The following is a 12472-nucleotide window of genomic DNA, read 5'->3' as shown; positions in this document are numbered from 1 at the left end:
GTTATCAGGTCACATAACAATAAATTATATCATAGAATATCCAAATTTTATAGTCTTTTAGTCGTCAAACTCCTATTTTTCCGGGCTACCGTTGACGGCCTGCCAGACCTGGGCGACGAACTTGCCCGCTGCCGGGGACATTTCCTGGATGTCTGGGACGGCGATGCCCAACGAAATCGACTGGGCCGGGGCCAGAGGCCTAAGTTCGACGCGGCCAGCCCACTTCTCCGTCGTCAAACGGTTGTTGACGCTGATTCCCAAACCCTCTTCGACCATGCAGTACGCCGTATACGGGTCGGTCGTCGTGAAGCGGACATTGGGCTGGACCTGATTGGCTGCCAGGAAGCGGTCGATATCCGTATCGTGATCCGGCAGAGGGATGATAAAAGGCGCCCCGTTCAGCCATTCTACGGGAATCTCCTTTTCCGCCGTCCAGGGATGATCCGGCGGCAGCCAGACGACGAGCTCATCGTCCTTCAAGGGAATCCAGTCATAGGCCACATCCGCTCCGGGCTTGGCGGCCAGACAGCAGTCGACGGCCTTCTCATTGAGCCACTGGGCCAATTCCTGATTCGTCCCTTCTAACAAATGGACTTCCACCTTGGGATACTGGGCCTGGAAACGGCGCAAAATCTTCGGCAGCCACGCCGCGGCGACACTATAATAACTGCCGATATTGAGGACCCCGGCCAGGACGCCTTGAATGGCCGCCCCCAAGTCGGCAGCCTTTTGCGAAGCCCTGACGACTTCCTGAAAGACCGGCACCATCTGCTGGCCATTGGCCGACGGCCGGACTCCCTGCTTGTTGCGCACGAGCAGAGGAAAGCCGATTTCCTTCTCCAGCGAACGGATCATACGGGTCATCCCCGACTGGGTATACCCCAGTTCCTTGCCGGCCGCCGTCAGACTGCCATATTGAATCGCCAGGAGCAACGCCTGACATTTTATACTATCCATATCACTTATTCACCCATTTCGTCATGACATACATGCTAAATCACCGTTTGTGTCATATCTTATTGTACCGTATAATAAGGCCATCCGTAAAGGATTAGACCCAAATGAGGACCCATTATGACTACTTTATTACCCATCGCCTCAGACTATATGGAAGGCGCATACCCGGAATAACCATGAATTTCACAGCCCAAAGTGGATACGGTACTGATTATTCGTTCATCGAAATTCGGTCCTGTCGGCCCTAACGGTTCAAAAAGGCTCTGGGACGGCCCCTATGCACGAGGCCGCTGTCCGTGTATTTTTTCGGTCCGCAGGACCACGGCGGCCTGCGAACTGTCTCCTAATAATTCACTGCGTTTTGTTGAAACATATAACGTTTAACGTCAATTTACTTGAATTTTTTTGCGAAAATCATTTGACAAAGTCCGTTTTTGATGGTAGACTTACGTCAACAACTTGATAGTGTTGCAATGAAGAGAAGAGTACACGATAGGAATTGGCACAGAGAGTTCCCATTTGGTGAAAGGGAATACAAGGGTCATCGTGGAAGATGGACTCCGAGCAGATTGGTCGAACAGTTAGGCCGTCCGGGCGTGCCCGTTACAGCACTATGGTATTCAAGGCTCATTCGCCTGCGTACCTGAAGAGGCTCATCCTGTGAGGGATGAGTGAAATTGGGTGGTATCACGGTGCTTCCGTCCCTTACTTGGGACGGGAGCCTTTTTTATTACAAGGCTTTCAAGTTTATATTACATTATATATTTTTTAATATTAGGGGGAAATGTATTATGAGCGAAAACACAAACTACAAATTCGAAACATTACAGCAGCATGCAGGTCAGGTTCCGGATCCGGCAACGGGTGCCCGCGCCGTTCCTATTTACCAGACCACATCTTATGTCTTTAAAGATACACAGCAGGCCGAAGACCGCTTCGCTTTGAAAGACGCCGGCTACATCTACAGCCGTCTGACCAACCCGACGCAGGACGTCCTGGAAAAACGTATCGCAGCCCTCGAAGGCGGCACAGCCGGTTTGGCCACGGCCAGCGGCGCTTCGGCTATCGCCTACTCCATCATCAACCTCGCCGGTGCCGGTGACGAAATCATCGCCGCTCCGACCTTGTACGGCGGCACAGTCGAACTGTTCAGCGAAACCTTCAAACACCTCGGCATTACGACGCACTTCGCCGATCCCGACGACCCGCAGTCCTTTGCCGAATACATCAACGACAAGACCAAAGCCATTTACCTCGAAAGCCTCGGCAACCCGGCCATCAACATTCCGGACTTCGAAGCTATCGCCAAAATCGCACACGACAACGGCCTTCCGGTCATCGTCGACAACACCTTTGCTACGCCGTTCCTCTTCCGCCCGCTCGAACACGGTGCTGACGTCGTCGTCCATTCGGCTACGAAATTCATTGGCGGTCACGGCACGACCCTCGGCGGCCTCATCGTTGAAAACGGCAAATTTGACTGGGCTGGCTCGGGCCGTTTCAAAGAATTCGCTTCGCCTGACGAATCCTACAATGGCGTCAACTTCGCCAAGGATATCCCTGGTGCCGGCTTCGTAACCCGTATCCGCGCCAAAGCCCTCCGCGACCTCGGTGCCTGCATCAGCCCGTTCAACGCATGGCTCCTCATCCAGGGCCTGGAATCCTTGTCCCTGCGCATCGAACGCCACGTCGCTAACGCCCAGAAAATCGCCGACTTCCTGGAAAACCATCCGAAAGTCGCTAAAGTCAACTATCCGTCCCTCCCGTCTTCGCCGTACTACAAACTGGCTCAGAAATACTTCCCCAAGGGAACCGGTTCGATCTTCTCCTTTGAATTAAAAGACGGCTATGCAGCTGCCCGTAAATTCATCGACAATGCGGACATCTTCTCCGACCTGGCTAACGTCGGCGACTCCAAGTCCCTCCTCGTTCACCCGGCTTCGACGACACATCAGCAGCTTTCGGAAGAAGCTCAGCGTGCCTGCGGTATCACACCGGGTACGATCCGTATCTCTGTAGGCCTCGAAAACATCGAAGACCTCCTCGCCGCTGTTGAAAAAGCACTGGCAACCATCTAAGACTACTGTAAGGAGAAATGCACTATGCCTATTAAAATTGCTGACGGTCTTTCCGCCAAGGAAAAACTTCACGAAGAAGGTATCTTCACCATCGATAAGGGGCTGGCCCTCCATCAGGATATACGGCCGCTGCGCATCCTTATCCTCAACCTGATGCCTTTGAAGAAACCGACAGAGCTGCAGCTTCTCCGCCTCCTCGGTGATTCACCGCTTCAGGTCGAAGTGGACTTCTGCCATACGGACAGCCATGAGAGCACCCACACCGACCCGTCTTATTTAGAAGAAAACTACTACGTCTTCGATGAAATCAAGGATAACTACTACGACGGTTTCATCATCACCGGCGCCCCGGTCGAACAGATTCCCTTCGAGTCTGTCGACTACTGGCCGGAAATGAAGACTTACTTTGAATGGGCCAAGACACATGCCTTCTCGACGCTCCACTTCTGCTGGGGCGCCCAGGCAGCCCTGTATTACTACTATGGCATCGAAAAGCGTCTCCTGCCGGCCAAGCTCTTCGGTATCTTTGAATACCAGCTGACCCAGAAGCACCATCCCCTCCTGCGGGGCTTCGATGACCGTTACTTCATCCCCCAGTCGCGGCATACGGCGATTAACGACATCCAAGTCTACAATACGCCGCAGCTCGACATCCTCTCCCGGTCCGTCGAAAACGGCATCAACATCATCGGTACGCCGGATCACCGCCGTTTCTTCGTCCTCGGTCACTTCGAGTACGATCGGCGGACCCTGGAAGAGGAATACCTGCGGGATAAGAAAAAGGGCCTGCCCATTGCAGTGCCCAAGAACTACTACCCGAATGACAACGATACGAAGAGGCCATACTTCATGTGGTGCAGCTATGCCCATCTGTTCTATCACAACTGGCTGAATATCGTCTATCAAGAAACACCTTATGATTTACAAGCTATCGCCAAGATTCATCCTTGTGCGCATTGAAAAAAGGCCTGTCGCAAATGGTCGGGGGTCGTAAGAAAGTAATATCGTATTTTTGTAGGAGCGGCATGACTTTGGTCATGCCGTTTCCTCTTTCATCAGTTCATTCAGTGGGATAAAGCCTACAAGGTCATAGGAAATGCGGATATTTTGCCGCCGTTTGCCGCCGCTCTTGTCGGGGGCTTCGATATAAACTCCCTTGACAAGTTCCCGCAGAGCATAGGGCGTAAGCTCGTCAAAATCCTTGTATTTGTGTACCCTCTGGATAAACTGCTCCAAATTTTCAATCTGTCGTTCCTGTACTTCGATTTCCTGCTGCAAAGCCTGAATTTCCGCTTTAAGCTGCGCTTGTTCGTCCTCATAGGTCTTGCTCATCATAGAAAACTTTTCATCTGTGATGCGCCCCGCCACATTGTCCTCGTAAATGCGGATAAACAAACGGTCAAGCTCTCCCAGCCGCTTTTCAGCCTGTGCCAGCCGCTTCTTGTGTCCACGGATCGCGGCTTCGCTGGACAGCCGGAGCTTCTGCTCCATGACGGCACGGAAATGATCCTCATACCAACTGACATAGGAAATCACAGTTCTCATGTACATCCAGACCAATTCTTCCAGAACAACAGCACGGATAAAGTGTGCCGAACAACTTCCCGTATTGCTGCGGTAGTTGGCGCATACAAAATGATCCTGCCGCTTTTCAAAGTAGTTGGTGGTGCAGTAGCGCATTTTTGCTCCACAATCAGCGCAGTAGACCATACCGGAAAACAGACTGCTCTTGCCCGTCTTTGTCCTGCGGTGACGCTGCTGGCGAATTTCCTGCACCTTGTCAAAGACCTCCTGCTCAATGATCGCCGGGTGGGTATTGTAGAAAACTGCCTGCTTTTCAACGGGCGTTTCCCTCTGTTTCTTGTCCCAAATGGAATTGGTGTAGGTCTTGAAGTTGACCGTACAGCCTGTGTACTCCCGCCGTTCCAGAATGTGAACAACGGTATTGGTATTCCAATGGTAGGGATCATCGGTTTCGGGGCTTGGGGTTTTGATGCCCGCCCTGCGCTTGTAAGCGGTGGGGTTAAGCACCTTTTCCTCCTGCAAGAGCTTTGCGATCTGCATCGGTCCCCGTCCTTCCATACACAGCTTGAAGATTCGCTTGACTACCACAGCCGCAGCTTCGTCCACGATCCACTTGGTCTTGTCCTCTGGGGCTTTGAGATACCCGAACGGAACATTGGTAGTCAGCGGTACGCCACGCTCACCCTTTGCCTTTTGCACAGCCCGGATTTTGCGGCTTGTATCTTTGGCGAAAAATTCGTTAAACCAGTTTTTGATACCGGCAATATCGCTGTCTGTGCTGTTGGGGTCGATGGTGTCAAAGTGGTCGTTGATGGCAATATACCGCACATTGTACTTCGGGAAAGTGAAGTTGATATAAAGCCCGGTCAGCGAGGAATTTCGTCCCAGTCTGGATAGGTCTTTGGTGATACAGACTGCCACTCGTCCTGCTTCGATTTCCGCAAGCATGGCTTGGAAGCCGGGGCGGTCATAGTTCGTGCCGCTGTACCCATCGTCCACGAAAAAGATCGGGTTAGGAAAGCGATTTTCTTTAGCGCACTGGAGCAGGATCATTTTTTGATTCTGAATGGAATTTGACACATCTTCTTTGCCGCCCTTTTTATCCTCTTTCATATCTTCCACGGATAGACGGCAGTAGAGTGCGGTGATTTTATCAGTTGCCCGTAACATTTCTGTTTCCTCCTTCAAAGGGGCAACTGCCAGTACAGGATTGGTTGCTTCTATTGTACCAAGATTCTGTGAATTTGTCATTCGCTATCCTCCAACTTTTCTGTAAACTTTTCAGCCATAATGCGCTCCATCTTCTTATCCAGCGTTTCCGTTCCGTCATAAGTGCCTGTGATGGAGTAGATTGTGCCGCCAATCTCTTTCTGCAAAGTGAACTCCGGCAGCCAGAAAGCAGATGGATTTTTCACACGGATGTGTCCGTCCTCATCAAACCAGAAATTGTGTCTGGGGTGGTCGGGCGGCAGCGGCGCGGGTTTCAGATACGGGTCAGGATTGGAGAAGTAATATCCCTCCGGCTCGTCATGCTCCTGCTGCTTCCATTCCTCGATCTCTGCCAAAAGGTCTTGGTCGTTTCACTTTCTGCATCTGAAAATATTTCCATGTCATCGTCTGCGTCTTCATCAAATTCGGCAAGCAGATCATCCAAGAAATTCGGATCAAGCCCATATTCCTCCGTGATGCGCTTGATTTCATCATCCACATCAATGTGGATGGTATCACCGTTTTGTCGTGCAGCTTCAAATTCTGCATCACTCATATCTGCCCATCGCTGTAATTCAGCCCGTGAAGCAGCGTCAATCAAAACCAACGAACTTACAGGCTCACCATTCGGCAGTGTATCTCCGAGAAGTATTTTTGCAATTTTTCTTACGAGGTTATTGTCCTCTTTCCAGTTGAGTTCCATTTTTGAAATCCTCCTTAATGCTCGATTTGATGTTTCTTTGTGCGGCGCTGCGCCGTTTTTTCCTGTGCATGAATGACCTGCTCCACCTTGTATTTGATCTGCCATAGCTTTTTCACTTCTGCATGGATGGGAGAAAGCTCTGCTTGTTCGGTCTTGTACTCCTGTTCCAGACGGTCACGCTCTTTGCGCCAGACAGTGATGGGCAGTTTGCCGTCCTTGAAATACGGCTTCAACTTGCGCTCTGCCATGTGATACAGGCGGAGTGCGTTTTCATTTTCGGACATGAACTGCTCCCGCTTGCCTTTCCATTTGATCGTTGCTAACTTGTCGGCAACGGGCTTGCCTTCGGTGTAAAGCTGCACCATGCGGAGAAGCTCGTCCAACTCTTTCATACGCTCGGATTTGCCACGCATAGAGCTTTTCAGAGTGTCGATGCGCTCACTCAGCGCAGACACACGCTCCTGTAATTCCTCCGGCGTTGTCAGCTTGTTCTGCATGAGATAATTGACGATTTCATTGAACTCTTTAAGATTGCCGATCTTCGCTTTCTGGCTCCAAGCTCCGGCATTGCGTCCAGAATAATAATCGCTGAGTAGATGCGCCAGATTGGGGGCTTGTGGCTTGCTTAATTCCTCATGGGCTTCTTTCAGCCAGTCAAGCAGCGCAGAGATTTTCTTTTTCAGATTACGGATCAAATCGTTGGTTACCTTGATCCAGCGGTTGAGATCGCCCTTGTTGGTGCGGATGCCCTTTGCTTCCATCGCCTGGACGGTCACACCCTCATGGATGGTGGGGAGTTGGTCGATGCCCTGTCGCTCATAACTGCGGTGGTCAATCCGGCAGTCCAATTCTTTTTCCGCAAACTTTTGATTACAGAGATCAGCCCATGCTTGCCGCCAATGCTCCAAGGTATCGGGACTGCCCCAATTGGTGGTTGGTACAGCGTTGAACACATAGTTTCCTGCTTCATCACGGATGCGGTTGCCATGCTCATCAAGCAGATATTCCCGCCGCTGTTTGTTGCCCCATCTGCCGTGTTCATCCAGAGGGCGGATGGGACACATGACATGAAAGTGGGGATTGGAAATGCCGCCGTCCTCCTTGTCGGGAGAGTGAACGGCGAAGTCCACCACCATGCCACGGCTCACAAACTGCTCCAATAAAAATTGCCTTGCAAGCTCGATGTTCTCCTGCATGGAAAACTCGTTCTGCAAAGCAATGTCAAAGCTGTATGCAAGCTGTGCTTTCTTTCCTCGTTCCGATTTCTCTACTTCATTCCAGAGTGTTTCTCGATCAGAGAACGAGGACGGGGCATAGGACGGTAGCAGGATTTCCGAACAGATCACGCCGCCTTTTTTGGTGTAGTCGCTGTCCTCACCGTAGTATTCGCTGTGCAGCTTTTCGCCGGAGCGATAGGCAGCAGATGCAATAGCGGATTGTCCTGCGCTGCGCTTGATTTGTGTCACATGAAAATGATATAGTGCGATACTCAACACCTCTCTTTCTGTTCTGCCCGGTTGTGTTCGTTGACCGCTTCCATAAGCAAGCCCTTGACCTCCGGGACGGCAAGAGCTTTTTCAGCAAAGGAGTAAAACTCGGTTTCGGTCAAAACCTTTGTCAGCGGTGCAACACTTTCAATGGCTGCGCCACGGGTGATAAGGTGGTGCGCCCGCTTGCGCCGATCTCCCTTTTCGTAGTAGGTGATACGGTTTTCAAGCTGCTGTTTTTTGTGTTGGAGCTGAGTGATCTTGCGTTCATTTTCCGCTTTCTCAGCTTCTAGTTCGGGGATTGTTTTCTGTTTTGCCATAGTGCATGACCTCCTTGATTTTAAGTGTGGAGATATAAAAAGACCGCCTACCGATAATCGGTAAACGGTCTATGTAATGTGTTCGATTTTCAGACTTGTCGTTTGGGAATGGTTTGTCAAAACCGTTTCCATATGACAAGTACGCAGGGATAGGCGAAGCCGCAAGGGGTGCAGCCCCTTGTTCGGAACGGAGTGACGCAAAACAGCCCGAACATCAATCGTCCGGGCTGTCTGCCTCGCAGAGCGCACATACAGGGCTTGCCCCCAGTATAGAAGTGCGCCCTTTGTTCCAAAGGGATCTTTGTGGGTGCTTGTCGTGTGTTATAAAAACTAAAAACAAGCCCGCCTACCTCAACGGCAAGCGAGCTTGACATACAGGGGTTATCGGCAATCTTTACACCAAGATTGATTTCTTATTAGCCCCTTTTCGCTTTTTTCCATTTTTCTAAAGCCAAACTCACTTAGCGGTTTTTCTTTGCCACAATGGGGGCAAATCCGAGTTGGCTCACTACCGTTATAACCGTGTGATTGAATAATAGGTCTGTCCTTGTTCGTTGCCATAGATACCATCCTCTCTGAGAAACACTAAATTATTCTTCGATAATTCCAAGAATCCAATTCACCCAACCAACAACCGTAGAAGAACGCCGCAAATATGTGCTATCAGCTTCAACACGATATAGATTGGATCGTTTCATTATCTGAATTGTGGTTTGTTTATCCGGCATCTCTCCACATTGCAAATGAAGTTTTAGGATTTCGTTGAATACTTTGTGCATCAATATTTGAGTTACAAGCGCAAGCTGGCGTTCTTTATACTCCAAACCCATTATACGGTGTCCACAGGCAGAAAGTTGGAATAGGATGTTGCCATCCTCATCATGGGTTTTGTCAATGAGTCCTAGATACCGTCCTGCGTCTGTATAATAATTAGTTTGGCGTTCATCAAAAGCATACTCCGATGTAATGTCCTGTTTAGTCATCGGCTTTTCATTTAACAGCTCGACAAGGTTGACTATCCGAGACATACGATCTGCTTGTGGGAATGATATGTCTGGCTCTTGTACCAAAGGAACAGTTCTCAAAAGGTTTTCAATATCCGCCAAACAAATCTCTGTTGCAATTATATAGTTCCTCTGTTTTACTAGTATAAGAGAATTGTAGTTCTGCGGATCTTCAAACTGATATTGATACAGATTGAACATACCATTTGAGAAAATCAAGAAAACAGGCTTTACTGTTTTCGTTACTCGTTCACTCCAAACACGGAACGGGTAATAAAGTTGGCGAACAAGAAAATCATCAGATAAATCCCGCTTCGCTTCAAATAAAGAAAGATAATGGATACCTTCGTATGCTGCATCAATTTCAATTTGAGAATTGCTTACGGTAATATTTTTCGTGCCAAAAGCGGTGTTAATGCCAAACTCAAAACTGCCAGAACTCATGCGACCGCTAACTGTTGGAACAAGCTCATCGTCCTCTAAAAAGTCATTAAGTATTCCACAGGCATTAGCGCAATTCAACGCAATCGCTTCGCTCACAAGAAACTGCGGCATTAGACTCTGAATATGTGCTGGAATTGAAATCCGCTGAACATCTTGGGATGGCTCGTCAAATTCCTTATATGCCGAAAAAGAGGAAATAACATAATCTCCACGAGTTATCGGCAAAATTGACAAGTTGTTAGCAACAAAGATATTTGGAAGATTTATTTTGTGGTCAAACTTGGTCATTAACCGAGGCTCTCTGAACTCTTTTATCTGGTTTGCCGAAATGACGAACTGTCCATTTCGCTCAATCTCAGCAAGAATATGATACTTGTCAAATAGGCTTTCCCATGCGGCATCATTCAGTCCCATAGTTTCTAATTAGCACCTCCTCTATCGCTCCGCGCTTGCTTGCATCTGAATTGATTGCCCTCTTTGCCTGCACGATGGATATGTTGTAGTCCTTATACAGTTCTTTTATGAACTCTGTGGCAGAATTGGATAGCAAAAATTTAATGCCTCGCTGCGTCAGCTCATCGCAACATTGCTTTAGTCTGATTTGCTCGTTTCTGTCAAATCCGCCTTTATTATAGCCGGTGAAACTTGCTGTATCAGAAACAGGATCATACGGTGGGTCAAGATACACAAATCCACCCTTGCCAACTCTACTTAGCGTCACAGCAAAATCTTCGTTGCAAAATGTGATATTGCCGGACGAAAAATACTTGCTTACTGCCCGCAGAACAGGCTCGTTCACAATGTTAGGATTTTTATAATGACCAAACGGAGAATTAAACTCCCCCGATGAATTAACACGGAACAAACCATTAAAGCAAGTCTTATTCAAATAAATCAATCGTGATGCACGCTCAACCTTTGACATGGCTTGATATGCCTCTTTGTCTCTATCTAAATCTCGTATTGCGTAGAAATACTCTGAAGTGTTTTCGTGCTTTCTGAGATCTGTAATGAGAGATTCGACATCGTCACGAATAATTTCGTAAACCGCAATCAAATCTCCATTCAAGTCATTTACGATTGCTTTGGATGGCTGAATAGAAAATAAAACGGCTCCACCACCCAAAAAAGGCTCGCAATAAGAAGTGAGCCGCTTAGGAAGTAGGGGAGTAATCTCGTCTAACAACTGGCGTTTTCCTCCAACCCATTTGACAACAGGGGCAACCAGTTTGTTCTTTGCCATATCCACACCTCCTTGTTTATAGATCAATTCATAATATATTATATCAAAAGAGTCCCGAGTTCTCAAGTTGCAAGTTTAGAAATTTCGTAACTTTTTTGCAAATTCGCTTGCTGCCTGTTTCCGTTCCTCGCTGTACGGTGCAGTCAGCCGGAAACTCAATCTGCCTTTTTCAATCTCAAAGGTCAGCCCGCCTTGTTCGTCATCGTCAATCTGGCGGCAGCATTGCGGATATTCTTTCGCAAATGCCGTCAGCCGCTTTTTCAGATCGGTGTTGTGGGTCTGCACCTCGATCATGCTGCCATACTCGTCAAAATAGATGGCAGTTGTCTTTTCTCTCTTAGTAAGTCCTGTTCTCATAAAACCTCCTGTTTTTCACAATTTTTTTCCGGCTCTTGAATTGGAAAAGTGAAGCGATTTTCCGACAGAAATGCTCCAAACGATGCGGAGTATGTTCCGGCTATTGCTATTGGCGGATTTGCCACTTTTCCGGCTCTTGCCGTGTTTTCATGCTTTTCGATTTGTGTAGCTTTTCAGCCATTCCACAAGCTCATTTTTCATCACCAATTTGCGCCCGCCGATCCGCAAAGTTGGAAAATCCGGGCTGTTCAAAAGGTTGTATGCGCCCGCTTTTGAAATCTGCAACGCCTCCGCAATCTGCTTTGCGTCCATCACATCGGGCATGGTTTCAAACGGTTCTTTGCTCATAAAAGTCTCCTTTCCTGCATAAAAAAGCAGCCACGATTTCTCGTGACTGCCTAATGTAAGCTGTTTATTGATATGGGTTAGAAAGAATAATTCCCTTGCCTTTGGCGCTTTCTTCTTCAACAACAAGCGGAGAGATAAACTTGCTTATGTCTGCAAAACTCATGTTATCTTTGAAACCTTTACTGCCATCAAGCCAAATACAATTCATCAACCTATCAAAAGTTGCTTCACAAGTTCTTCTTGGGCATCTCGCTAAAGTCGAATCAAAAAAGCTGGTATTATACGAGTAGTGATGTGTGTGGATGAACTCACTCCATGATTCTATGACAGCTTCTTCATCTCTAATATCAATCAACTCAATTTCTTCTAAATTTCTTTCGTTGACCGAGCCCCACGCTTTTTTCATCATCGAAACTGCTTCTGCATCACTTTTAGGTGCACTATATCCGAAAACAGTAACCATATATGCTGGTGCTAGCATATAAATAGGACAAGTCAAACTGAGGTTTTCCATAAAGTGATACAATAAAAGTATATATAGGGGGCCTTAGTATGACGAAGTTCAACAAACAATTCAAAGTGGATGCTGTCCAATATTACCATGATCATCGTGATTTAGGACTGATTGGGTGTGCCCATAATTTAGGAATTTCCCAACAGACACTGTCCCGATGGCAAAAGCAATTGCGGGATAATGGGGAAATGCCATATCGCGGATCCGGAAACTATGCATCTGATGAAGCCAAGGAAATCGCTCGTTTGAAACGTGAATTACGAGATGCCAAGGATGCCATCAAT

The 12472-nt window shown here is 48.1% G+C and carries 15 protein-coding genes and 1 other annotated feature; of the genes, 3 read left to right on the top strand and 12 right to left on the bottom strand.

Annotated elements, in window-relative coordinates:
- Positions 1-72 precede the first annotated feature (72 nt).
- Positions 73-957, bottom strand: a complete 885-nt coding sequence (locus tag ACFCTO_RS00075; RefSeq protein ID WP_294023813.1) for a LysR family transcriptional regulator — start codon at positions 955-957, stop codon at positions 73-75.
- Between the two features lie 464 nt (positions 958-1421).
- Positions 1422-1666, top strand: a binding site (T-box leader).
- Positions 1667-1748: 82 nt separating this feature from the next.
- Between ACFCTO_RS00075 and ACFCTO_RS00070 the strand changes: the two genes are divergently transcribed.
- Positions 1749-3035, top strand: a complete 1287-nt coding sequence (locus tag ACFCTO_RS00070) for an O-acetylhomoserine aminocarboxypropyltransferase/cysteine synthase family protein (RefSeq protein WP_292261409.1) — start codon at positions 1749-1751, stop codon at positions 3033-3035.
- Positions 3036-3059: 24 nt separating this feature from the next.
- Entirely contained in the window at positions 3060-3995 is a 936-nt protein-coding gene (locus ACFCTO_RS00065) for a homoserine O-succinyltransferase (RefSeq protein WP_481325246.1), read from the top strand.
- Between the two features lie 75 nt (positions 3996-4070).
- Here ACFCTO_RS00065 and ACFCTO_RS00060 read toward each other — a convergent pair whose 3' ends face one another.
- The 11 genes from ACFCTO_RS00060 to ACFCTO_RS00010 all read right to left on the bottom strand — a co-directional run bounded on the left by ACFCTO_RS00060 (position 4071) and on the right by ACFCTO_RS00010 (position 12083).
- Positions 4071-5810 carry a recombinase family protein gene (locus tag ACFCTO_RS00060; RefSeq protein WP_499876143.1) on the bottom strand — a complete coding sequence of 580 codons (1740 nt, stop codon included), beginning with the start codon at positions 5808-5810 and terminating at the stop codon, positions 4071-4073.
- Positions 5807-5974 (bottom strand): hypothetical protein, encoded by a 168-nt coding sequence (locus ACFCTO_RS00055; protein ID WP_481325244.1) that lies wholly within the window; start codon positions 5972-5974, stop codon positions 5807-5809. The genes ACFCTO_RS00060 and ACFCTO_RS00055 overlap by 4 nt, the downstream gene beginning before the upstream one ends.
- Positions 5975-6042: 68 nt before the next feature.
- Positions 6043-6471, bottom strand: a complete 429-nt coding sequence (locus ACFCTO_RS00050; RefSeq protein WP_302755383.1) for a hypothetical protein — start codon at positions 6469-6471, stop codon at positions 6043-6045.
- Between the two features lie 14 nt (positions 6472-6485).
- Positions 6486-7964, bottom strand: coding sequence for a MobQ family relaxase (gene mobQ / locus ACFCTO_RS00045; RefSeq protein WP_370842767.1), 1479 nt, complete (start codon positions 7962-7964; stop codon positions 6486-6488).
- The gene (locus ACFCTO_RS00040; RefSeq protein WP_370842769.1) at positions 7961-8278 is read right to left on the bottom strand and encodes a DUF3847 domain-containing protein; all 318 of its coding nucleotides are present in this window, start codon (positions 8276-8278) and stop codon (positions 7961-7963) included. Before ACFCTO_RS00040 ends, mobQ begins: the two co-directional genes overlap by 4 nt.
- A 381-nt stretch (positions 8279-8659) precedes the next feature.
- On the bottom strand, positions 8660-8839 hold the full coding sequence (locus tag ACFCTO_RS00035) for a hypothetical protein (protein ID WP_270401486.1): 180 nt from the start codon (positions 8837-8839) through the stop codon (positions 8660-8662).
- Positions 8840-8868: 29 nt separating this feature from the next.
- Entirely contained in the window at positions 8869-10140 is a 1272-nt protein-coding gene (locus ACFCTO_RS00030; RefSeq protein ID WP_370842770.1) for a type II restriction enzyme, read from the bottom strand.
- Positions 10127-10969, bottom strand: a complete 843-nt coding sequence (locus ACFCTO_RS00025; RefSeq protein ID WP_370842771.1) for a DNA adenine methylase — start codon at positions 10967-10969, stop codon at positions 10127-10129. The genes ACFCTO_RS00030 and ACFCTO_RS00025 overlap by 14 nt, the downstream gene beginning before the upstream one ends.
- Positions 10970-11044: 75 nt before the next feature.
- Positions 11045-11326, bottom strand: a complete 282-nt coding sequence (locus ACFCTO_RS00020; protein WP_270401480.1) for a hypothetical protein — start codon at positions 11324-11326, stop codon at positions 11045-11047.
- Positions 11327-11473: 147 nt separating this feature from the next.
- A complete protein-coding gene (locus tag ACFCTO_RS00015; RefSeq protein ID WP_302755400.1) occupies positions 11474-11674 on the bottom strand; it encodes a helix-turn-helix domain-containing protein in 201 nt (66 codons plus the stop codon).
- A gap of 64 nt (positions 11675-11738) precedes the next feature.
- On the bottom strand, positions 11739-12083 hold the full coding sequence (locus ACFCTO_RS00010; protein WP_270401478.1) for a hypothetical protein: 345 nt from the start codon (positions 12081-12083) through the stop codon (positions 11739-11741).
- A 143-nt stretch (positions 12084-12226) separates the two neighbouring features.
- On the opposite strand from ACFCTO_RS00010, the gene ACFCTO_RS00005 reads away from it, so the two are divergent.
- Positions 12227-12472: transposase (locus ACFCTO_RS00005; RefSeq protein WP_499876142.1), on the top strand; the 246-nt coding region annotated here is incomplete at its 3' end.

The organism is Megasphaera indica (genome assembly GCF_046614755.1).
Taxonomy (GTDB): Bacteria; Bacillota; Negativicutes; order Veillonellales; family Megasphaeraceae; genus Megasphaera; species Megasphaera intestinihominis.
The sequence above is the reverse complement of the archived record's forward strand: the minus strand, read 5'-3'. Positions and strand labels throughout refer to the sequence as shown.